Genomic DNA, 20,793 nt, shown 5'->3' with positions numbered 1-20,793 from the left:
GGCTCCACGCCGCGATCGGGGAGGGGCAGGCCGGCGCCGGGCACGTCGTGCAGCGGCTGGCCGTCGGCGTCCTGGTCGAGGGTGCCCGGTGCCGCTCGGCCGCGGGGCAGCCAGGCTCAGGTGGCGGGCGGTCGGGCTCAGGTGGCGGTCGGGCTCAGGGGGCGGTCTGGCTCAGGGGGCGGTCTGGCTCAGGGGGCGGTCTGGCTCAGGGCGGCGGCGACCCCGATCGTCACCGCCATGACCGTGACCTCCACGCCCGCCCAGCGCAGCACCGGGAGCGTGCCCCGCTGCAGCCGCCGGCGCGCCAGCCCGCCGAGCAGGGCCAGGACGCCGATCAACCCCGTCTTGGCGAGGATCAGCGCGCCGTAGCCGCTGCTGACCAGGTCGCCGAGGTCGGGCAGCCGGAGCAGCGCGTTCGCCACACCGGTCAGCGCGGTCCCGGCCAGGCAGACGGTGGCGATCCGGGAGAAGCGGGGCAGACCGCGCTCGAGCAGGGCCCGGTGCGGGGCGATGAGCACGAGCAGGACAGCGAGCCCGCCGACCCACAGCGCGGCGGCACCCACGTGGAAGGCCACCGTGACCACGGCGAGCGAGTGCTCGGGGGTCGAGCCGGTGTGCCCGGTGACGCCCGGGGTCAACGCACCGAGCAGGGCCCCGACCAGCACGACCCGCCCCGGCACGGCGTCGGGGTTGCGGACCCGCGCGACCGCGCACCCGAGCACGGCGGCGGCGCACAGGGCGGTCAGGACGATCCCGCGACCGGCGGCGACGCGGGTGACGAAGGCGCCGACGTCGGCCGGGGTGAGCGCGCCGAGCGGGCGGCCGACCGCCTCCGCGGCGCGCACCGCGATCGACACCAGGACCGCGGCCAACCACCCGCCGGCGACGACGACCGTGGCCCGGTCGCCGCGCTGGATCACGGTGGTGCCGCGGGCGTCCCGCGCCGAGGTCGGGACCAGCACGGTGACCAGCCCGAGCCCGACACAGGCGACCGCGGCCGTGTCGGTCAGGCCGCGGGCCGTGGAGGCGGCGAGGGTGATCCCGGCCGCCTCGGTCAGGACGGCGGCGAGCAGGGCGGCGCCGACCGCGAGCGCGGCCCACACGAGCGGGGCCGCCCGCTCGGCGGCGGGCCCCCGGTTCGCGGTCGGCGCCCCCATCAGGCCCGGCCCCGTCGCGGCGCGGTCACGAGCGGCCCAGCCGCATCGCGACGACCACGCCCGCACCGACGAGTACGACCGCGCCGACGATCCACGGCCAGACCGGCATGCCGCCGGAGTCATCGGCCGGGGTCGCCTGCGCGGCCGGGGCGGCGCTCGGTGCGGCTTCGGCCGACGGGATCGGCGCGGCGGAGCTCCCGGTGCCGGTACCGGCCGTGGTCAGGGTGAACCCGACCTTGCCGGTGACGGGGTGACCGTCGTCGGAGAGCACGCGGTAGCCGATCTCGTAGCGGCCGGCGGGCCCGAGCGGACCGACCGGGGCGTCGACCGAGGTGCCGTCGACGAGGACCTCGCCCGAGACGTAGTCCTTCCCGTCGGGGCCGATCACGGTGACGGTGTTGAAGCCCTGGGTCATGGTGTCGCTGAAGGTCAGCGTGACCTTCTGCGGCCCGGTGTCGAGGGTCGCGCCGTCCGCCGGGTCGCTGCTCTCGAACTGGGCGTGCGCGAGCGCCGGGGTGGCACCCAGCAGCAGCGCGAGGGCGGCGAGCAGGCCGGTGGCGGCGAGCCGGGCGAGTCGGGTCATGTGTCGCTGCCCTTCCTCTCGTCGGTGCGCGCCGGGCGTCGGCCGCGGAGCAGCGCCCCGCCGCCCAGGCCCAGGCCGAGCGCGCCGAGCAGCAGCCCGACGCCGCCCAGCCAGCGCGCGGTGGTGTCGGTGGTCGAGGCGGCGGCCTGCTCGGTGCCGGCTGCCGCCGCGCCGTCCTGGCCGCCGTGCGCATCGCCGGTGGCCGCGGTCAGTGTGACGACCGGGGCCGGGTGCTCCGGCTCCGGCCCGCCGGGAGTGGTCGGCTCGTCCCAGGCGACGACGCGGCCGTCGTCGTAGGTCTGGACGGCCGGCAGGACCAGCTGGTCCGTGCCGGTCGGCAGCGGGCCGAGCGACAGCGGGAAGTCGACGAACTCGCCGGGCCCGATCCGGGTGCCCGGCTGCGCGGTCCAGGTGACCTTCGTGACGGCCTGCGTGACCTGCCGGCCGTGGACGTCGACGGGTGCGGGCAGGTCCCCCTTGGTGACCTCGGCGGTCCAGCCCGGTTGCGGGGTGGTGCGCGCGGAGGTGACGGGGTGGTCGACCGGGAAGGTGACCTCGAGCTTGGTCGTGCCCGCGGTGTCCGACTCGTTGGGCACACGCATCGCGATCACGGCGTACCCGCCCTGCTCGGCGGTGCTCGGCTGAGCGGTGACGTGTGCGAACGCCGGGACGGTCCCGGCGAGGAGGAGGCCGCCGGCGGCGGCGGTGACGGCCGTCGCGCGCAGCGCGGTACGGCGGGTTCGGGTGAGCACCGGATGTCCTCTCGGCGCGCCGACTCGGGCGCGCGGAACGCGGACCGGTCCGCGACCGGGACCGGCGGGTCGATCAGGGGACGGGGATCGGACCCGGCGCCGGGGGGCCCCGGCGGAGGAGGGCGCCGACAGCGGCGCGACGGACGTGCCCGACCACCCCCGCCGGGGGCACCGCGCACGTGCGCAGCGGGGCGTCGGCGGCGAGGAGGGCGGGCCGGCGCGGCAGGACCCGCCGCAGGGCGCGGGACAGGGCGCAGAGCAGGCGGTCGGCGTCCCGCAGGAGGAGCCCGGAGAGCACGGTGGCGACGGCGTGCATCGCCACCATCTGCGGCCCGGAGGCGGCACCGGCGTGGCCGTGCCCGAGGACCACGAGCAGCTCGTGCAGCACCAACTGGCCCGTGCCGAGCACCAGCAGGGTGCCGACCGGCCCGCGGGCCCGCTCGGCGGTCGACGTGACCACCAGCGCGAGCAGCGGCAGCAGCACGACGAGCAGTCCGAGATCCGGCAGCGTGCCGCCACCGGCCAGGTGACCGAGGGCGGTCAGCAGGGTGGTCAGCGAGGCCAGCACGGCACCACGGAGTATCCGCACGTGGGCCGGTCCGGTCGACGGGCCGGCCCCGAACGGGCTGGTCCGGGACTGCATGGGCACAGACGGTAGCCGAGCAGCCGCCTCCGGCGGAGGGGTGGGTCAGGGCCGGATGCCGAGGAGGTCGAGCAGCTGGTCCTCGGTCCGGTCGAGCTCGCCCGAGACGGCGCGGAACGCGGTCCGGCGGCGCGCCGAGGGCATCTGTTCCGCGGCGCGGACGGCCACGGCCAGGTCCGCGAGCCGGGGCCGCGTCTCCCGGACGAAGTCGGTGGCGGCCGGGGTCGCGTCGGGCGCGCTCTCCAGCTCGGTGAGCGCCTCGCCGGCGCGGGAGATGCGGGCGTGCAGCGCCCCGCCACGGCCCGTGTAGCGGCCGAGCTGGTCCGCCGGCACGCCGAGCTGCCGGGCGCGGTGGGCGTCCCAGCGGTCCCGGGCGACCGCCCCGGCCGCGATCGCGTAGGGCGCGAGCAGCGGCGCCACGGCCTTGCCCACCGCGATCAGCCGCTTGGTGTGCGCGGGGGTGAGGTCCTTGGGGGCGGCCGTGCCGGCCTCCTTCGACAGCGCCTTCTGCGCCTTCCCGGCCTCCTTGCGGGCCTTCTTCGTGGCCCGCCGCCCGGGCTTGTCCGTGGTGACGGCCTCGACGGCGGCGAGCGCGGTCCCCGCCGCCCGACTCACGGAGTCACCCGCCTGCTCGGCCGCCCTGCGGGCCTTGCGCTCGGCCCTGTCGGCCGTCTTCGCGGCCTTCTTCTCGATCCGCGCGGCCTTGGCGGCGGCAGGCGACCCACCTCGTCGCAGTGCCATGTCCCGTGCCTCCCGCGTCGCGTACCCGATCCCGGTGATCAGCGGCAGCCTAGAGGGCGTGGCGCACCGTGGCAGGTGCGGACTTGTCGGTGCCGGTCTCTACCCTCGGGTGTGTGACGGCGACGATCAGCGGTAGGGACGGGCAGGCGGGCCCCGGCGGCCCGGTGCCCGGGCCCGGCGAGCGGTCGGCGCCCGCCCCGGGGTCCGGGAACGACCGGCCGGTGCCCCTGCTCGACGCGGCGGCCACCAGCCGGTGCCGCCGCCGGGTGCACCTGGACCACGACCCGGCCGCGGCCTCGGCGCCCCGGGCCCTGCCCGATCCGGCGCTGGAGCAGCGCCGGGCGGACGTGCGGGAGCATCGCGCCCGGGTCGCGGAGACGGTGGCCGGTGCGCAGGACGGCGCCTGGACGGCGGTGCCCGGAGGTCTGCCGGCCGCGGAGCGCGCCCGCCTCACCGGCGAGCTGGTCGCCGCGGGTGCCGGCGTGATCGGCGGGGCGGTGCTGCCGGTCGACCCGGCGGGCCGGCGCGGCTCCGCCGAGCTGCTGGTCCGGGTGCCCGGCGGCGGGTACGTGCCCGTGATCGTCGTGCGGCACCGGATCACCGATCCCGGCGCCGGTGCGGCCACCACCCCGCTCACCGAGCCGTTCCCGCAGCGGGCGCTGGTGGACCAGGAGCGCAAGGTGCGCTCGCAGCCGCGGGACCTGCTGCGGCTCGCGCACCTCACGCGGATGCTCCGGACGGCCGGCTGGGCCCCGCCGGCCGAGGTGGAGGGTGCGGACCGCGGCGGGGTCGTCGGCCTCGACGCCGACGTCGTGGTGTGGCACGACCTGCGCGCCGGGCACTGGCCGGGGGACCGCAGCACCCTCGAGGAGTACGACGAGCGCTTCGCGGACCGCGCTGCCGTCGCGCTGGCGGCCGCGACCGGGGCCGAGCCGCTGGCCGAGCCCTCGCGCGTGCTGGAGTGCCGGCGGTGCCCGTGGTGGCCGACGTGCGAGGCCCGGCTCACCGCGGAGCGGGACGTCAGCCTGGTGGTCCGCGGCGACACGGCGACGGCGCTGCGCGACGTCGGCGTCCGCACCGTCGACGAGCTGGCGGACCTCGATCCGCTGGCCGAGCCGCCGGTGCCGCTGCCCGGCACCCCCTTCGCCGACGTGGTGGCGCTCGCCCGGGGCTGGCGCCGCGGCCTGGCCGTGGCCCGGCGGGTGCAGCGGGTGCCGGTTTACCGGGCGGACGTCGAGGTCGACGTCGACATGGAGAGCTTCGGCGAGTCCGGCGCCTACCTCTGGGGCGCGGCGCTGTCCTACCCCGGCGGCGTGCGCGAGGGGGACGAGCCGGAGGGCTACCGCGCCTTCGCCACCTGGGAGCCGGTCCCCACATCGGACGAGGCCCGCTCCTTCGCCGAGTTCTGGACCTGGCTGTCCGGCGTCCGGGCGGCCGCCGAGCGGACCGGTCGCACCTTCGCCGCGTACTGCTACAACGAGCAGGCCGAGAACCGCTGGCTGCTGTCCTCGGCCACCCGGTTCGTGGGCATGCCGGGCGTCCCGCCGGTCGAGGAGGTCCGCGCCTTCATCGCGGCGGACTGGTGGGTCGACCTGTTCGCCGTGGTCAACGAGTGGTTCCTGTGCGCGCAGGGCAAGGGGCTGAAGAAGATCGCCCCGGTGGCCGGCTTCACCTGGCGGGACCCGGAGGCCGGTGGGGAGAACTCGATGCGCTGGTACCGGGACGCGGTGGGGATGGACGGTGCCCCGCCGGACCCGGCGCAGCGCGCGCGGCTGCTCGGCTACAACACGGACGACGTGCTGGCCACGAAGGCGCTGCGGGAATGGATGACCGACCGGGCGGTCGACGAGGTGCCGCTCGCCTCGGAGCTGTGAGCCTGGCGGGATGTCCGGAACCCGCCGGACCGGGCCGGCCGCACCGGAGCATGCTGTCCGGGTGGAGCTGAACTGGCGGATCGTCCCGGCCCCGGAGCCGATCGGCGCGCTCACCGTCGGGGTGAGCGACATCGGCCTCTGCCTGGTCGGGTTCGGTGCGGTGCCGGAGCGCGCCGCCGCGGCGGCCGCGCGGCTGGGCGCCGAAGCCGTCGAGAATCCGGTCGCGACCCGACCGGCGGCCACCCAGCTGGCGGAGTACCTGACCGGTGCCCGCCGTGCCTTCGACCTCCCGCTGGACTGGCGCCTGACCCACGGCACCCAGCGCACCGTGCTGCAGGCGCTGTTCGCACACGTCCCGTTCGGCGCGACCACCACCTACGCGCAACTGGCAGCGCTCAGCGGGGCGTACGAGGGCCACGGCCACACGGCCGCCCGCGCGGTCGGCGCGATCATGGGCTCGAATCCGATCCCGGTCGTCGTGCCGTGCCACCGGGTCATGGCGGCCGGTGGGCTCGGCGGCTTCGGTGGGGGTCGCGCGACCAAGGAGTGGCTGCTCGCGCACGAGGGCGTGCTGGCCCCGACCCTGTTCTGACTCGTGCGGGCCGACCTGCTCGACCCGCACACCTTGCCTGCGGCCCGTCGCACTGCGGTTCCACCCCTGGCTCTCGCCGGTCGATCCGCTCACCAGGCCTTGATCGCGTGCTCGTGATCGCCGTCCGGGACCGGGACGTGCCACACGGGGCGCTCACCGGTCCCAGACGGCGATCATGGATGAGGAGAGGGCCGGGCCTCGCCGTGATCGTTGCGTGGACCGGTCGCTGCGTGGACCGGTCGTTGCGTGGGCCGGTCGGGGGCGCTCACGTCCGGCCCGCCGTCGGACGGTCGGCCGGACCGGGTCCGCTTCCGGTCGGCATGGGCGCCGGCAGGGTGCGAAGGTGGGGCCGTGGCACCCCGCACGTACGAGAAGCTCGGTCCCGCCGGCGCCGCCGCGAGCACCCATCACCTCGGCACCTCCACCGCACTCACCGTGCTGGCCCGTGGCGGCAACGCCTTCGACGCGGCCGTCGCGGCCGGGTTCGTCCTCCAGGTCGTGGAGCCGCACCTGTGCGGTCCCGGCGGCGAGGTCCCGGTCGTCTTCACCACCGCGGCCGACCCGCGGCCCCGGGTGCTCTGCGGGCAGGGTGTCGCTCCCGCCGCAGCGACCATCGACCGCTACCGCGACGAGGGCTGCGCGCTGGTCCCGGGGACCGGGCTGCTCGCCGCCACCGTCCCCGGCGCGTGGGACGCCTGGTTGACCCTGCTGCGCGACCACGGGACGTGGGAGTTGGCCGACGTCCTGGCTCCCGCGCTGGGGTATGCAGCGCGCGGGTTCCCGCTGGTCCCGCGGATCCCGGACACCATCGCGACCGTCGCGGAGCACTTCCGCCGGCATTGGCCCGGCTCGGCGGAGCAGTGGCTCGTGGCAGGGGAGATCCCCCGCCGGTCGCACCGGTTGCCGGCGCTCGCGGCCACCTGGGAGCGGTTGCTCGGCGAGGCGCAGGGGCCGAGCCGGGAGGCGCGCATCGACGCCGCGCGAGCGGCCTGGTACCGCGGCTTCGTCGCCGAGGCCGTCGACCGCTTCTGCCGTACCCCGGTGCGCGACGAGACCGGTGAGGACCACGCCGGCCTGCTCACCGCGGACGACCTCGCCGACTGGTCCGCCACCTACGAGGACGCCCTGGTCGTCGACGCCGGCGCGGGCTGGCAGGTGGCGAAGTGCGGGCCGTGGTCGCAGGGTCCGGCCCTGGCGCAGACGCTGCGCCTGCTCGACGGGACCGAGCTGACGTACGAGAACGGGATCGCCACCGCCGACACGGTGCACACCTCCGCCGAAGCCGCGAAGTTGGCCTTCGCCGACCGGGAGGCCTGGTACGGCGACAGCGCCCCGGTGCCGATGGACGACCTGCTCGCCGACGACTACACCGGAGCCCGGCGTCGACTGATCGGCGAGCTGGCCTCCCGGGAGCTGCGGCCCGGCTCGCCCGGCGGCCGCGACCCCCGGCTGGCCGCGCTGGCGACCGACCACGACCGGCCGATCGGCAAGGGCACCGAGGGCCCCGGCACCGGGGAACCCACCGTCGCCGACCTGCGCGAGGGCCAGGCGATCGGCGAACCGGCGCCGAGCGAGCCCGCCCTCACCCGGCAGGGTGTCGCGCGCGGGGACACGGTGCACGTCGACGTCGTCGACGCGGCCGGGAACATGGTCTCCGCGACGCCGTCGGGCGGCTGGCTGCAGTCCTCGCCCACCATCCGCGACCTGGGGTTCTGTCTGGGCACGCGGGCCCAGATGTTCTGGCTGGAGGAAGGTCTGCCCAGCGCGCTGGTGCCGGGCCGACGCCCGCGCACGACCCTCTCGCCCAGCCTCGGGCTGCGCGACGGCGAGCCCCGGATCGCCTTCGGTACCCCCGGCGGCGACCAGCAGGACCAGTGGCAGCTGTGCTTCCTGCTCGCCCACACCCGGGCCGGGCTGGACCTGCAGGCCGCGATCGACGCCCCCGCCTGGCACACGACCTCGTTCCCCGCGTCGTTCGCGCCGCGCGGGTGGGAGCCGGCCGGGCTGGTGGTCGAGTCACGGCTCGGCGCCGACGCGATCGACGAGCTCGCCCGCCGCGGCCACCGCGTCAGCGACGCGGGCCCCTGGGCGCTGGGTCGGCTCTCCGCCGTCGGACGGGGGGACGACGGCCTGCTCGCGGCCGCCGCCGACCGCCGCAGCGGCGTGGGCTCCGCCGCCGCCCTCTGACCGCATCATGGTTCCATAACGCGCTCCGGCAGCCCTCGCGAGCGCATTATGGTTCCATAACGCACTCAGGAGGCCTCAAGGAGCGCATTATGGTTCCATAGCGCACTCAGAAGGCCCCCAGGAGCGCATTATGGTTCCATAACGCGCTCCGGGAGCCCCTGATGGTGCGTCGTGCGGCGCCGGAATCAGCCCAGGACGGCCTGGATGTCGATGTCGATCCGCAGGGTGCGTCCGATCGCCAGCACCCCCGCGAGGACGCTCTGGTTCCAGGAGATCGCGAAGTCGTCCCGGGAGATCTCGGCGGTGGCCGAGAAGGCCGCCCGGGTGCCGCCCCACAGGTCCGGGCCGGTGCCGCGGTACTGGACGTCGAGCGCGACCGGCGCGCTGACGCCCTTGAGCGTGAGCACCCCGTCGACCCGCCAGTGCCGGCCGTCGATCCGGACCAGCCCGTCCGACTTGTAGCCGATCTCCGGGTGGACGTCGACGTCGAGGAAGTCGGGGCTGCGCAGGTGCGCGTCCCGGTCGGCGTCGTCGGAGTCGACGCTGCCCGGGTCGATCGAGACCTCCACCGAGCTGTTCTCCAGCGGGTCGGCGACCTGGATCCGACCGCCGAAGGCGCGCAGCCGCCCGTGGATCCGGCTCATGCCCAGGTGCAGGGCGGTGGCGCGGATGCTCGAGTGGTGCGGGTCGATCGTCCAGGTCCCGGGCGTGGGCAGGACGTCCCCGCCCACCTTGGCCAGCTCCAGCACCCCCATCGTGGAGCGCTCGCCCACCACCTGGACCGTGCGGGCCGCGGGCTCGTGCCCGGCCGCCGCGGCGATCACCGTGTGCGGGCCCTGGCCGAGCCCCTCGATCACGAACCCGCCGTCCTCGCGGCTGGCCGCGCGGCCGCGCTGCACGCCCGTCGCGTCGACGGCCGTCAGCGTGCCCCCGGTGACGGGCCAGCCGTCCGGGGTCGTCAGCCGTCCGGTCACGTCGCTCATCGGATCACCCCTGTCGTCCCGTTCTGCGCCGCGCCGGTTCCCGCCGTCCCGGTCGGCCCGGCGCCGTTGCGGGCCGGTCCGATCTGGGCTCCGTCCGGCGCCGCTCCCTCCGGCGCCGCTCCCTCCGGCGCCGCTCCCTCCGGCGCCGCTCCCTCCGGCGCCGCTCCCTCCGGCGCCGCTCCCTCCGGCCCTGAACCGTGCGGCCCTGAACCGTTCGGCGCGGGCCCGTTCGGCCCCGCCCCGTGCTGCATCAGGACCGGGAACTCGACGTCGGCCGTGGTCACCCCGCTGGAGCCCACCTGCACCACCGTCGCCACCGGCGCGTAGCCGCTGGCCGTGAGCGTGTAGGTCCCGCCGGGCAGGTTCTCGAAGACGAACGAGCCGTCCGGGCCGGTCACGGTCGACGCGACCACGGTGCCCCGCCCGTCGATCAGGGTCGCGAGCGCCTCGCCGACCCCGTGGCCGTCGCTGGCCGCCACCACCGTGCCGACGAGCCGGGCCCGCCGGGGAAGCTCGACGTCGTGGTCGGTCACCATGCCGGTCCGCAGCTCGACCGCCGCCGCGATCGGCGCGAACGTCGCGCCCGTGACGGTCAGCGTGTAGCGGCCCTCGGGAACGCCCTCGAGCCGGTAGCGCCCGGCGTCGTCGGGCCGGCCGGCCGCGGCGACGTCCCCGCGCGCGTCGATCAGCGTGACGGTGGCGTCGCCGACCGGCGTGCCCTCCCCGTCACGAACACTCCCGCGGACCGCGCAGGTGCCGGCGAGCGGGACGTCGTGCCGCACGGGTCGGTCGGCCACCGCGACCATCGCCGCGTACGGCTGGAACGCGCCCGAGGTGGCGACGACGAGGTACGTGCCGCCGTGGGCCAGCGGGATGCGGTACCCGCCGTCGGGGCCGGTCACGGCGCGGCCCTCCTGGTGCCCGGCCGGGTCGGTCACGGTGACCACCGCGTCGGCCAGTCCGGCGCCGTCGGCGCGGTGGACGATGCCGTTGACCTCGGGGCCGGGCCCGTGCGCGCCCGGTCCCGCCGCGGCGGCGGGGTCGACCGGCAGCGGCTCCGTCCTGTCGACCAGGTGGTGCCGGCCGCCGTCGACGGGCTGGTCGCCGGACCCGTTGCGTGCCGCCACGGCCGCAGCGACGGTCCCCGGCCGCGCCCCCGCGTGTCCGTTCCCGGGGTACCCGTCGGCGGGGTGTCCGTCGCCCGTGTGCAGGGCCTGGAACTCCTCGATCGGCTCGACGGCGGGGTCGACGGTCGCCGGGGCCGGCGGGGTCCCGGCCTCCTCGGCCAGCCGGGCCTGGGCGCCGGACATGGTGCGCAACGGCAACTCCTTGATGAACAGCACGACGACGAACGCCAGCGCGATCACGCAGGCGGCGACCAGGTAGGTCAGCGTCATCGAGTCGGTGAACCCGACCAGGAACGGCCGGGCGAGCCGGGGGTCGATCTGCTGCAGGAACGCGGAGTCGTTCAGCACGCCGGAGGCGGCGGACAGGTTGCCGGACTGCGCGCCCTGCACGATCTGCTGGTTGGCGGGGTCCGCCACGACCGCGGGGTCGGCGAGGGCGGAGCGGAAGACCTGCCCGGCGTCGCCCCGGAAGGCCGCCGTGATCTTGTCGGCGACCGTCGAGAACATGATCGACAGGAAGATGGCGGTACCGAGCGTGCCGCCCATCTGCCGGAAGAAGGTCGACGACGCCGTCGCCACACCCATGTCCCGGGCGGGCACGGCGTTCTGCACGGCCAGGACCAGGGTCTGCATGCAGCACCCGAGCCCGAGGCCGAACATCGCCATGTAGAGGTCGAACTCCCACAGCGCGATGTCGACGCTGAGCCGGAAGTGCAGGATCACCAGCGCGCCGGCCATGAGCGCGGTGCCGATGACCGGGAAGATCTTGTAGTGCCCGGTCCGGGAGGTGACCTGGCCGGACACGATCGATGCCGTCATGATCCCGCCGACGAGCGGCAGCATCAGGAAGCCGGACTCCGTGGGGGTGACCCCGTGCACGATCTGCAGGAACTGCGGGAACAGCGCGATGCCGCCGAACATCCCCATGCCGATCACGACGCCGGCGATGCTGCTCAGGCTGAACACCCCGTTGCGGAACAGCCGCAGCGGGAGCAGCGCGTCGTCGCCGTAGCCGCGCTCGCAGAACACGAAGGCGATCAGGCCGATCGCGCCGATGATGTAGCAGACGAGTGCCGCGGTGGAGCCCCAGCCCCACTCGCGGCCCTGCTCCGCGACGATCAGCAGCGGCACCAGGCCGATGGCCAGGGTGAGCGCCCCCGGCCAGTCGATGCGGTGCGGGCGTGGGGTGTGGGGGACGTTGAGGACCTTCGCCACGACCGCCAGGGCGATGGCGCCGATCGGCACGTTGACCAGGAAGATCCAGCGCCAGCCGTCGATGCCGGCGATCGTGGCCTGGCCGGAGAACACACCGCCGATGACCGGGCCGAGCACGCTGGACGTGCCGAACACGGCGAGCATGTAGCCCTGGTAGCGGGCCCGCTCCCGCGGCGGCACGATGTCGCCGAGGATCGTCAGGGCCAGCGCGAACAGGCCGCCGGCACCGAGGCCCTGCACCGCGCGGAAGCCCGCGAGCATGTACATCGACGTCGCGAAGGTGCACAGCACCGAGCCGACGAGGAAGATCGAGATCGCGGTCAGGAACAGCGGCTTGCGGCCGAAGATGTCGGAGAGCTTGCCGTAGAGCGGCGTGCTGATCGTGCCGGTGATCAGGAAGGCGGTCGTGGCCCAGGCCTGCTGGGACAGCCCGCCCAGGTCGTCGGCGATCGTGCGGATCGCCGTCGAGACGACCGTCTGGTCGAGCGCCGCCAGGAACATGCCGAGCATGAGCCCGATCAGGATCGTCAGGATCTGCTTGTGCGACAGCTCACCCCCCCGGTCGGTCGGCGGGGCCGGCCTCGCGGGCGCGGCGGCTGGGCTGGTCATCGGGTGTCCCCCTCGGTCGTGCGGTGGAGATCGGCGACGAACCGGCCGAGCAGCTCGGCGAACTGGCCGCGGGACTCGGGGGTCCAGTCGGCCAGGGCGTCGACGAGCTGGGCGGCCCGGCGCCGGCGTTCGGTGTCGAGGACCCGGTGGCCCTCGGCGGTGGCGGCGAGCAGGCTGGCGCGGCCGTCCTCGGGGTCGGCGCGGCGCTCGACGAGCCCGGACCGGACCAGGCCGGCGACCTGCCGGCTGATGGTCGACGGGTCCGCGCACATCGCGGCGGCGATCTCCCCGGATCGTTGCGGCCCCTCCGCGGCCAGCCGCGCGAGCAGCGGGAACGACGCCGTCTCCAGCTCCGCGCCACGGTAGGCGGGCCCCACGCGCTTGACCAGCCGCATGAGCATCACCAACTCGTGCACCAGCCGGTCGGCGACGTCGATGTCGCCCGCGGAGAGCGTGCGCCCCGCGTCGATCTCGGCGGTCATGCCTGCTCCTGATGATCTCTTTACCTCGACTTTGCGTGTATCACGCAAAGAGTTGCTGTGCGCAAGCATGCACCCCGTCCCGCCCTGCCCGCAAAGCGATGACCCGCTCGACGGCGGTGATCCGCACCACCTGCCCGGGTTACCGTGGGGGTGTGGTCCGGCCCACGGTGGTGGAGAACGTCTTCGATCCCCGCGTGTTCGCCCGCGGCGTGCCGCACGCGGCACTGCGCCGGCTGCGGGACGAGGCACCGGTCTCTTGGCAGGAGGAGCACGAGGTCGGCATCTGGCCGGCCGGGCCCGGCTTCTGGGCCGTGACCCGCTACGACGACGTCCGGCACGTGCTGCGCAGCCCGGCCGACTTCTCGTCGTCGCTCGGGGCCACACAGATCCGCGATCCGGACCCGGCCGACCTGCCCTTCATCCGCCGGATGATCCTCAACATGGACCCGCCCGAGCAGGTCCGGCTGCGCACGCTGGTGACCGGCGCGTTCACCCGGCGCCGGCTGGAGCGGTTCGCCGCGACGGTCCGGGAGCGGGCCGCCGCGCTACTGGACGCCGTCGCGGGGCGGGGGAACTGCGACCTGCCGGCCGAGATCACCGACGACTTCCCGTTGCAGAACCTCGCCGACCTGCTCGGCGTGCCCGCGGCGGACCGGGCGCAGCTGCTGCGCTGGACGAACCGGGTGATCGGCTACCAGGACCCCGAGCACGCCCAGGTCGTGCTCGACGCCGACGGCCGCCCGGTCAACCCTCGCTCGCCCGCTCAGCTCGCGGACATGTTCGGCTATGCCGAGGAGCTCGCCGAGGCCAAGCGCCGGCACCCGGCCGACGACGTGATGACCGCCCTGGTGCAGGCGGAGGTCGACGGCGAGCGGCTCACCGACGCCGAGCTGAAGATGTTCTTCTTCCTGCTGGTCATCGCGGGCAACGACACCGTCCGCAGCGCCCTGCCGGGCGGGGTGCTCGCGCTCGTGGAGCACCCGGGGGAGTACGCCCGGCTGCGCGCCGATCCTGGCCTGCTGCCCGGGGCGGTCGAGGAGATGCTGCGCCGGCACCCGCCCGTGCTGACCTTCCGCCGCACCGCGACCCGGGACCTGGAGCTCGGCGGGCAGGCGATCACGGCGGGGGACAAGGTCGTCGTCTACCACGTCTCCGCGCACTACGACGAGCGCCGCTTCCCCGATCCGCACCGCTTCGACATCCGCCGAACGCCCAACGAGCACCTCGCCTTCGGCCAGGGCCCGCACCTGTGCCTGGGTGCCGCGTTCGCCCGCCTGCAGATGCGGGAGTTCCTCGGCGAGTTCCTCGGCCGGCTGCCCCAGGTGGAGCTCGCGGGCAAGCCCCGGCGGTTGACCTCGAACTTCATCAACGGCATCACCCACCTACCCCTGCGCTGGTGACCCCCGTCTAGTCTCCGCCGCAGCGATCACGGGAGGCGTGCCAGTGGGTCGGACGGGCCTGATCGGGAGTGTGGTCACGGGGACCGCGTGCGTGCTGGCTCTCGCCGGGTGCGCGCAGCCCGGCCAGCTCGGCCACCCCGAGCCCACCGCGATCCCCGTCGCTCCGGCGCCCGTCCCGGGGACCGCTGCGGAGGCCCCGGCCGGTCCGCGGGTCGTGGGACGCGGCCTCATCGACATCCCGCTGCGCTTCCGCACCCCCGCCCCCGCCGACTACGCGATTCGGGCGCTCGAGCTCGGCCCCGGCGAGGCGCTCGGCTGGGAGACCCACCCCGGCACGGAGCTCACCCTGCTCGACGCCGGCCAGGTCACCGTGCAGGAGACCGACGCGTGCGCCCGGCGGGTGCTCACGCCCGGGGACGTCGCGGTCTTCGGCGAGGGTGTGGCCCACGTCGTCCGCAACACCGGCGCGGAGCCCGCCCGGCTGGTCGTCACGACCTTCCTCGTGCAGGGCGTGCCGGAGGCGACGCCGGTACCCCCGGCCTGCCCGGAGGACCCGGCCACGCCCGCCCCGTAGTCTCCCCGGGCGCCGCCGGCCCGCGCTCCGTCGTGCGGGCCCGGGCGGCAGGTCCTACGATGCGCCGATCTGAGCCGACGACGTCTCAGGAGCGTGATCCCCATGGTGGACGGTATCGAATGGAACCGGCGGCGTTTCCTCCAGGCCGCGGGACTGGCGGTGTTCGGGGGAGCGCTCGCGGCCTGCGGAGGCGGGGGAGCCGCCGGCGGCGCCCCTGCTCCGCCGTCCCAGCCCGCCCCGCCGGGCACGTTCACCGAGCCGGCGAGCCCGCTGTCCGGCTCCCTGTCCATCCTCATGTGGAGCCACTTCGTGCCGGCGCACGACGCCTGGTTCGACCCGTGGGTGAAGGACTGGGGGTCCAAGGTCGGGGTGTCCGTCGCCGTCGACCACATCAACTACGCCGAGCTGCCCGCCCGCACGCAGGCGGAGATCCAGGCGAACCAGGGCCACGACCTGATCCTGCACATCGCCCCGGTGCCGCAGTACGAGCCCAGCGTGCTGGACCTCACCGACGTCGTGACCGAGGCCAACAACCGGCACGGCGGGCAGCTGGACCTGTGCCGCAGGTCCAGCTTCAACCCGACGACGGGGAAGTTCTTCGCCTACGCCCCGGCGTGGGTGCCCGACCCGGGGGACTACCGGCAGAGCCTGTGGGCCCCCGCCGGACTGGCGCAGGGCCCCGTCACCTGGGACGACCTGTTGCGCGGCGGGGCGCAGATCAAGCGGGACCAGGGCGTCCAGCTCGGCGTGGGGATGTCGCAGGAGATCGACTCCAACATGGCCGGCCGGGCCCTGCTGTGGTCGTACGGGGCGTCGATCCAGGACGAGTCCGAGCAGGTCGTCCTCAACTCCCCGCAGACCGTCGAGGCCGTGGAGTTCATGAGCCGGCTCTACCAGGAGGCGATGACACCGGAGGTGTTCTCCTGGAACGCGGCGTCGAACAACCAGGGGCTGGCCGCCGGGCAGCTGTCCTACATCATCAACTCGATCTCGGCCTGGCGGACCTCGCAGGAGACCGACCCCGAGACCGCCGCCGACATCTTCTTCACCGCGCCGCTGCGCGGTCCCGCGGACGCGAGGGCCGCCAGCCACGTCATGTACAACTGGATCGTCCCGACCTACGCCGCCAATCCGGCGGCGGCCAAGGAGTTCCTGCTCCACTACACCGCGAACCTCGACGTCGTGGCCTGGCAGTCGAAGCTCTACGACTTCCCCGCCTACCCGGACGTGGTGCCGGACCTGGACAAGTGGCTCGGGGCCGATCCCTTCGGCGCCCGCCCGGCGGACAAGCTGGCCCTGCTGTCGAACGCCGTGGAGTGGAGCACCAACGTCGGGTACCCCGGCACCGCGAACACGGCCGAGGGCGAGGTGTTCGCGACGTTCGTCATCCCGAACATGTTCGCCCGGGCGGCCCGCGGCGAGGTGACCGCCCAGCAGGCCGTCGCCGACGCCGAGGCCCAGATCCGCCCGATCTTCGACAACTGGCGGGCTCGCGGCCTCATCGGCACGGGCGGGCGTTGACGTGGCCACCGTCGCGGTCCGCGACCTGCACAAGCACTTCGACGGCGGGCGCGTTCGCGCCATCGACGGCGTCGACGTGACCACGGGCGACGGCGAGTACCTCGTGCTGCTCGGCCCGTCGGGCTGCGGCAAGACCACCTTGCTGCGCACGATCGCGGGGCTCGAGGAGCCCTCGAGCGGCGACGTCGTCATCGACGACCAGGTCGTCACCGGCCTTCCCCCGCGGGCGCGGCGGATCGCGATGGTGTTCCAGAGCTATGCCCTCTACCCGCACAAGACCGTGCTGGCCAACATCGTGTTCCCGCTGCGGGCGGCGGGGGTGCCGCACGGTGAGCGGGAGGGCAGGGCCCGGCGCGCCGCCGGCATGCTGGGGATCGAGCACCTGCTCGGGCGCAAGCCGCGCCAGCTCTCCGGCGGCGAGCGGCAGCGGGTGGCGCTGGCCCGGGCGCTGGTCCGCGATCCCTCGGTCTTCCTGCTCGACGAGCCGCTGTCGAACCTCGACGCCAAGCTGCGGACCAGCGCGCGCGACGAGCTCAAACGGTTCCAGCAGGACATCGGCGCGACCACGATCTACGTCACGCACGACCAGAGCGAGGCGATGGGGCTCGGGGACCGGATCGCGGTGATGTCCGGGGGCCGGGTGCGCCAGCTCGGCCGGCCGGTGGAGGTCTACGACGACCCGGCCGACACCTTCGTCGCGACGTTCATCGGCTCGCCCCCGATGAACCTCGTGCCCCGGGGCGACGTGCTCGTCGGCTTCCGCCCCGAGCACCTGCTGCCGGTGGAGAACGTGCCAGGCGAGCGGGTCACGGTCACGCTGGAGGTGCAGCGGATGGAGTACCTGTCCGGCGACCGGCACGTCTACGGCACCGTCGACCTGGGCGCCGGGCCGGCGCGGGTGATCGCCCGGCTCCCGGCCACCGTCGACACGCCCCTCGAGCCGGGCGAGCGGCACGACTTCGCGGTGCCGGCGCGACGGCTGCGGTTCTTCGACGAGGACTCGGGCCTGCGCACGGACCCCGTCCCGCTCCGGAGCTGAGGCGATGGCGCGTCCACGGGGAGCAGCACCGGCGGACACCCGGCCCGCCGGCGTGGCCGCGGACCGGGAGCGGACCCCGCCCACCCGGTACCGGCGCCGGCTCGCGGACCGGGACGGGGCGCTCGCCTGGCTCTTCCTCGCCCCGGCGGTGGTCTACATCCTCGCGCTGGTCGGGCTGCCCTTCGTGCTCGCGGTGGCGTTCGCGTTCTCCGACGTCACCGGCGGCGACCCGAGCTTCGACTGGGCGGGGCTGCGGAACTTCGAGCGCGTCTTCGGGGACCCGGTGTTCTGGCGCGCGCTGCGCAACACGCTCGTCTTCACCGCGGTGTCGATGTTCTTCATCGTGCTGTTCGGCAAGGTGCTGGCCAACGTCCTGATCGCGGAGTTCCGGGGCCGGTGGCTGGTGCGGTTCCTCGTGCTGCTGCCCTGGACCACGCCGGTGGCGCTGTCGACCATCACCTGGCTCTGGATGCTCGACTCGGTGTTCTCGCCGATCGACTGGGTGCTGCGCGAGATCGGCCTGATCCAGACCAACATGTTCTACCTGGGCCGGCCGACCCTGGCGATGGCGTCGGTGATCGGCGTACACGTCTGGCGGCTGGTGCCACTGGCCGCGGTGATCATGATGGCCGGGCTGCTGTCGATCCCGAAGGACGTCCAGGAGCAGGCCCTGGTCGACGGCGCCGGGTACTGGCGGCGGATGGTCGAGATCACGATCCCGCTCACCGCGCCCGTCATCGCGATCTCGGCGCTGTTCGGGGCGATCTTCACCTTCACGGACATGACGGTCGTCTACGTCCTCACCCGGGGCGGCCCGACGAACGAGACGCAGGTGCTCGCCAGCTGGGCGTTCTTCCGCGGCATCGAGGGCAGCGACGTCGGGCAGGGCGCGGCGATCGCGCTGTTCCTGTTCCCGTTGCTGCTCGCGGCGGCGATCGCGATCCTGCGCGCGGTCCGCCGGATGGAGGTGAGCTGAGCCGTGGCCGGGTCGGGTGCACTCGTGGTCACCGAGGCCGACCGGCGCCGCTACGCCCGGCGGCACCGGGCGGCCCGCGCCGGCCTGTACGTGCTCGCGGTGCTGTCAGCGCTGGCCGCCGCGGGCCCGTTCGTCTGGGCGGCGATCACCGCGTTCAAGCAGGACAGCGACCTCTACCGGCGGCGCAACAACCCCTTCGTCTACAACGAGGCCCCGACACTCGACCACGTCGAGCTGTTGTTCCGGCGCACCGCGTTCGCCACGTTCGCCTGGAACACCCTGTGGGTCGGCGTGCTCGTCGTGCTGATCACGCTGGTGCTCGCCCTCCCGGCGGCGTACGCCCTGGCCCGTCTCGACCGGCCGTGGGGCGGCCGGTTGGGCATCGCGATCTTCTTCGTCTACCTCGTGCCGCCGACGCTGCTGTTCCTCTCGCTCTCGCGGCTCGTGGTGGCGCTCGGGCTGCAGGACTCCACGTGGTCGCTCGTGGTGATCTACCCGACGATCACGGTGCCGGTCTCGGTGTGGCTGCTCATCGGGTTCCTCAAGACCATCCCGAAGGACATCGAGGAACAGGCGATGGTCGACGGCTACAGCCGGGTGGGCGCGATGGTGCGCGTCGTCGCCCCGCTCCTGCTGCCGGGGCTCGTCGCGGTGGTCGTCTTCGCGTTCACGCTCACTGCCAGCGAGTTCATCTACGCGCTCGCGTTCATCTCGCCGAGCGCGGAGAAGGTGATCAGCACGGGCGTGCCGACCGAGCTCGTCCGTGGCGACGTGTTCTTCTGGCAGTCGCTGCAGGCGTCGGCCGTCCTGGTCGCGGTGCCGATCGCGGTGGTGTTCACGCTGTTCCTGGACCGCTTCGTCGCCGGCTTCACCCAGGGCGCGGTGAAGGGCTGAGCGTCCCTCCGGACGGGGGGATCACGACCGCGGGAGGGGCGGAAGGGCCTCCCGGTGTGGAACGATGGCGCGGTCGCGAACCTTGTGGACCGGGCGGAGTGCATGGCGAGGAAGACCGTGACCGCCAACGACGGGCGGACGTGGGAGGTCAGCAGGCGCATCGACTGGTCGCCGCCCGCCGTCGGCGACGAGTTCGAGCACGACGTGGACGGCGGCCGCGGGGCCGTCGTGATGGTCGTCTGTGCGCTGATCGTGTTCGGCGTGGCCGTCGTGGCGTGGCCCCTGCTGGCGCAGTCCCAGGTCCACGTGCCCCCGGCCTACTGGTTCGCCGCGTTCGTGATCCTCAGCTTCTTCCCGGCGCGCTGGTACCTGCGCCGACCGTGGAAGATCGTCGCGGAGACGGACGGGCACTACGGGGCCGACGCCGGCCGCGAGCACTGGGTGGGCAAGGTCCGCGGGATCGGCCGCGCCCAGGAGGAGATGCGCGTGGTCGTGTTGTCCCTGCGCCAGCGCGGCACCCCCGGCCACGCCGACAGTCCCCTGCAGCCGGTCAACTGATGCCCGAGCTCCCCGAGGTCGAGGCGCTCGCCCAGCACCTGCGCGACCACGCCCTGTACCGGCCGGTCGCCCGCGTCGACGTGGCGAGCATGAGCGTGCTCAAGACCGTCGACCCGCCGGTGTCGGCGCTGGTCGGGCGGGTGGTCACCGGGGCGAGCCGGTTCGGCAAGTTCCTCTCGGTGGACCTCGAGGACCGACGGGACGAGCCGGGCCTGCACCTGATCACGCACCTGTCCCGGGCCGGCTGGTTGCGCTGGCACGACCAGGCCGCGGCGACCCCGCCGCGGCCCAGCGGGCGCGGCCCGCTCGCCCTGCGGGTGCACCTCGACGCCGTCGGTGGGCCCGGCTTCGACCTCACCGAGGCGGGCACCCAGAAGCGGCTGGCGGTGTACCTGGTGCACGACCCGCAGGAGGTCCCCGGCGTCGCGCGGCTCGGGCCCGACGCGCTCGGGATCGACCGCGCCGGGTTCGGCGCGCTGCTCGCCGGGCGCACCGAGCGGATCAAGAACCTGATCACCGACCAGAAGGTGCTGGCCGGGATCGGCAACGCCTACAGCGACGAGATCCTGCACACCGCCCGGCTCTCCCCGTACGCCGTCTCCGGGCGGCTCACCGACGACAGGGTCGACGTCCTGTACGAGGCGATGCGCGGCGTGCTCACCGACGCCGTCGACCGCTCCGTCGGGCAGCGCGCCGCCTCGCTGAAGGGCGAGAAGCGCTCCGGCCTCCGGGTCCACGCGCGGACGGGGCTGCCGTGCCCGGTGTGCGGCGACACCGTCCGGGAGGTGTCGTTCGCCGATCGGTCGTTCCAGTACTGTCCGACCTGCCAGACCGGCGGCAGACCCCTCGCCGACCGGCGGCTCTCCAGACTGGTGAGGTGACCACG

At 74.6% G+C, this 20,793-nt stretch carries 19 protein-coding genes; 11 read left to right on the top strand and 8 right to left on the bottom strand.

The genetic code is table 11. From position 1 onward, the window contains the following. Nucleotides 1–188: 188 nt before the first annotated feature. From ACL02T_RS13460 to ACL02T_RS13440, 5 genes are all read right to left on the bottom strand, one after another. Nucleotides 189–1,157 carry a CopD family protein gene (locus ACL02T_RS13460; RefSeq protein WP_412831023.1) on the bottom strand — a complete coding sequence of 323 codons (969 nt, stop codon included), beginning with the start codon at nucleotides 1,155–1,157 and terminating at the stop codon, nucleotides 189–191. Nucleotides 1,158–1,182: 25 nt separating this feature from the next. Beyond that, nucleotides 1,183–1,740 (bottom strand): copper resistance CopC family protein, encoded by a 558-nt coding sequence (locus ACL02T_RS13455; RefSeq protein WP_412831022.1) that lies wholly within the window; start codon nucleotides 1,738–1,740, stop codon nucleotides 1,183–1,185. Next, on the bottom strand, nucleotides 1,737–2,492 hold the full coding sequence (locus ACL02T_RS13450; protein ID WP_412831021.1) for a YcnI family copper-binding membrane protein: 756 nt from the start codon (nucleotides 2,490–2,492) through the stop codon (nucleotides 1,737–1,739). Before ACL02T_RS13450 ends, ACL02T_RS13455 begins: the two co-directional genes overlap by 4 nt. Before the next feature lie 73 nt (nucleotides 2,493–2,565). Continuing rightward, nucleotides 2,566–3,135, bottom strand: coding sequence for a hypothetical protein (locus ACL02T_RS13445; RefSeq protein ID WP_412831020.1), 570 nt, complete (start codon nucleotides 3,133–3,135; stop codon nucleotides 2,566–2,568). 45 nt (nucleotides 3,136–3,180) lie between these two features. Next, a complete protein-coding gene (locus ACL02T_RS13440) occupies nucleotides 3,181–3,876 on the bottom strand; it encodes a DUF6474 family protein (RefSeq protein ID WP_412831019.1) in 696 nt (231 codons plus the stop codon). 221 nt (nucleotides 3,877–4,097) lie between these two features. Here ACL02T_RS13440 and ACL02T_RS13435 point away from each other — a divergent pair, with 221 nt between their 5' ends. The 3 genes from ACL02T_RS13435 (at nucleotide 4,098) to ACL02T_RS13425 (ending at nucleotide 8,529) form a co-directional block, all read left to right on the top strand. Then, nucleotides 4,098–5,750: a TM0106 family RecB-like putative nuclease gene (locus ACL02T_RS13435; RefSeq protein ID WP_412831076.1), complete on the top strand. Its 1,653-nt coding sequence runs from the start codon at nucleotides 4,098–4,100 to the stop codon at nucleotides 5,748–5,750. A gap of 10 nt (nucleotides 5,751–5,760) precedes the next feature. Continuing rightward, complete coding sequence (locus ACL02T_RS13430) at nucleotides 5,761–6,342, top strand: methylated-DNA--[protein]-cysteine S-methyltransferase (protein WP_412831018.1); 582 nt, start codon at nucleotides 5,761–5,763, stop codon at nucleotides 6,340–6,342. A gap of 351 nt (nucleotides 6,343–6,693) precedes the next feature. Then, entirely contained in the window at nucleotides 6,694–8,529 is a 1,836-nt protein-coding gene (locus ACL02T_RS13425) for a gamma-glutamyltransferase family protein (protein WP_412831017.1), read from the top strand. A gap of 185 nt (nucleotides 8,530–8,714) precedes the next feature. On the opposite strand, the gene ACL02T_RS13420 is transcribed toward ACL02T_RS13425, so the two are convergent. The 3 genes from ACL02T_RS13420 to ACL02T_RS13410 are packed head-to-tail and all read right to left on the bottom strand — an operon-like array spanning nucleotide 8,715 to nucleotide 12,945. Beyond that, nucleotides 8,715–9,512: a YceI family protein gene (locus ACL02T_RS13420; RefSeq protein WP_412831016.1), complete on the bottom strand. Its 798-nt coding sequence runs from the start codon at nucleotides 9,510–9,512 to the stop codon at nucleotides 8,715–8,717. Further along, nucleotides 9,509–12,463, bottom strand: coding sequence for an MFS transporter (locus ACL02T_RS13415; RefSeq protein ID WP_412831015.1), 2,955 nt, complete (start codon nucleotides 12,461–12,463; stop codon nucleotides 9,509–9,511). Before ACL02T_RS13415 ends, ACL02T_RS13420 begins: the two co-directional genes overlap by 4 nt. Continuing rightward, entirely contained in the window at nucleotides 12,460–12,945 is a 486-nt protein-coding gene (locus ACL02T_RS13410; RefSeq protein ID WP_412831014.1) for a MarR family winged helix-turn-helix transcriptional regulator, read from the bottom strand. Before ACL02T_RS13410 ends, ACL02T_RS13415 begins: the two co-directional genes overlap by 4 nt. 152 nt (nucleotides 12,946–13,097) lie before the next feature. Here ACL02T_RS13410 and ACL02T_RS13405 point away from each other — a divergent pair, with 152 nt between their 5' ends. The 8 genes from ACL02T_RS13405 (at nucleotide 13,098) to ACL02T_RS13370 (ending at nucleotide 20,788) form a co-directional block, all read left to right on the top strand. Beyond that, a complete protein-coding gene (locus tag ACL02T_RS13405) occupies nucleotides 13,098–14,345 on the top strand; it encodes a cytochrome P450 (protein ID WP_412831013.1) in 1,248 nt (415 codons plus the stop codon). A gap of 91 nt (nucleotides 14,346–14,436) precedes the next feature. Further along, nucleotides 14,437–14,919, top strand: coding sequence for a cupin domain-containing protein (locus ACL02T_RS13400; protein WP_412831012.1), 483 nt, complete (start codon nucleotides 14,437–14,439; stop codon nucleotides 14,917–14,919). A gap of 102 nt (nucleotides 14,920–15,021) precedes the next feature. After that, a complete protein-coding gene (locus ACL02T_RS13395) occupies nucleotides 15,022–16,440 on the top strand; it encodes an ABC transporter substrate-binding protein (RefSeq protein ID WP_412831011.1) in 1,419 nt (472 codons plus the stop codon). Between the two features lies 1 nt (nucleotide 16,441). Then, complete coding sequence (locus ACL02T_RS13390; RefSeq protein ID WP_412831010.1) at nucleotides 16,442–17,479, top strand: ABC transporter ATP-binding protein; 1,038 nt, start codon at nucleotides 16,442–16,444, stop codon at nucleotides 17,477–17,479. 4 nt (nucleotides 17,480–17,483) lie between these two features. After that, nucleotides 17,484–18,455 (top strand): carbohydrate ABC transporter permease, encoded by a 972-nt coding sequence (locus tag ACL02T_RS13385; protein ID WP_412831009.1) that lies wholly within the window; start codon nucleotides 17,484–17,486, stop codon nucleotides 18,453–18,455. A 3-nt stretch (nucleotides 18,456–18,458) separates the two neighbouring features. Further along, the gene (locus ACL02T_RS13380; RefSeq protein ID WP_412831008.1) at nucleotides 18,459–19,349 is read left to right on the top strand and encodes a carbohydrate ABC transporter permease; all 891 of its coding nucleotides are present in this window, start codon (nucleotides 18,459–18,461) and stop codon (nucleotides 19,347–19,349) included. Between the two features lie 102 nt (nucleotides 19,350–19,451). After that, nucleotides 19,452–19,907, top strand: a complete 456-nt coding sequence (locus ACL02T_RS13375) for a hypothetical protein (protein WP_412831007.1) — start codon at nucleotides 19,452–19,454, stop codon at nucleotides 19,905–19,907. Then, nucleotides 19,907–20,788, top strand: coding sequence for an Fpg/Nei family DNA glycosylase (locus tag ACL02T_RS13370; protein WP_412831006.1), 882 nt, complete (start codon nucleotides 19,907–19,909; stop codon nucleotides 20,786–20,788). Before ACL02T_RS13375 ends, ACL02T_RS13370 begins: the two co-directional genes overlap by 1 nt. Nucleotides 20,789–20,793 lie beyond the last annotated feature (5 nt).

This window comes from Pseudonocardia oceanicola (assembly GCF_047200735.1).
Taxonomy (GTDB): domain Bacteria; phylum Actinomycetota; class Actinomycetes; order Mycobacteriales; family Pseudonocardiaceae; genus Pseudonocardia.
Note: the sequence above shows the minus strand (reverse complement) of the source record. Positions and strands in the feature narration are given on the sequence as shown.